At 49.4% G+C, this 1132-nt stretch carries 1 pseudogene; it reads right to left on the bottom strand.

The window, feature by feature from the left end:
• Positions 1-974 precede the first annotated feature (974 nt).
• Positions 975-1132 (bottom strand): annotated as a pseudogene (locus tag Q0614_RS00715) (bifunctional phosphoribosylaminoimidazolecarboxamide formyltransferase/IMP cyclohydrolase PurH); the annotation flags it as partial.

Raw genomic sequence — 1132 nt, forward strand, 5'->3', positions numbered from 1 at the left:
GCCGCCTGCTAGATAAATTTCTTTTACGTTTGCGTTCACGCCGCCTCCTTTAACTTTAAAATTTGCGTCCGCCGCGCTGCCGCCTGCGGCATTTAGCACGACTAAATAGCCCGCCGCCAAAGCAAAGAGGCAGATTAAGGTTTTGAAAATTTTCATTTTGATCCTTTCGTTTTAAATTTTGCGCAATTTTACAATCCATAAATGAAATGAGAGTGAAATTTTGCCGAGCTTGATATTTGCCACAAACGGCGAAATTTAAAGACGCGCGAGCGCGGCGCGGTAAAATTTGCCTCAAAATTTTGAGGCTACGGCAAAATTTACGTTAAGTTGCGCGCTGTAATAAAACCGCACTAAGGCTGCGACGAAATCGCTCGCTGTCATAAAGCCTGCGCCCAAGCCGCGTGTGCCGCGCTATCTGCGTAAATTTTAAAATTTATGGCGCAACGAAACCCATAAACTTGCGTAAATTTTAAAATTCCTAGCAAAACGCAACCGAGCAACCCTCGTAAATTTGAACCGATAAATTTACACCAAACCACGCGGACATAGCGGCAAACCTAGCATTTTCCGATTAAATTTAAAATTTATGCGCCGCAGTCGAGAGATAAAATTTCGCGACCATTTAAGAGCAGCATACGATTAAATTTAAACTGCGCCGCACCGATACGAAGCAGTATGCCGCGTAGCTAAATCGGCGCCGCATAGCTGTATGGCAAAACGCAAGTAGTCCGATTCGCATCACGCCCGCCGCGTAGCGGAGCGCAGTCAAATTTACATCGCGCACGGCTGCGTAGCGGAGGTAGCCGGGTCTGCACCGCGCTGGTGCGTAACAAAGCACCGTGCATTAGACCCACGCCGCGCGCAATGAAGCTAGCGCTATGAGATCCGCTCCGGCGCGGTTTTCAAGATTTGTAACGGCATAAAAAGTTATGAAGCGAGCGCAATAAATCCGCTCCACCTCGGGCGAGCGAAATTTAGTGCAAAAAGTGGCGCACTCCGGTAAAATACATCGCCATGCCAAACTCGTCGGCGCTTGCGATTACCTCATCGTCGCGGATGCTGCCGCCGGGCTGCACCACCGCCGCGACGCCCGCAGCATGGGCGATCTCGATGCTGTCTTTAAATGGGAAAA

It is taken from the genome of uncultured Campylobacter sp. (assembly GCF_937997595.1).
Classification (GTDB): Bacteria; Campylobacterota; Campylobacteria; order Campylobacterales; family Campylobacteraceae; genus Campylobacter_B.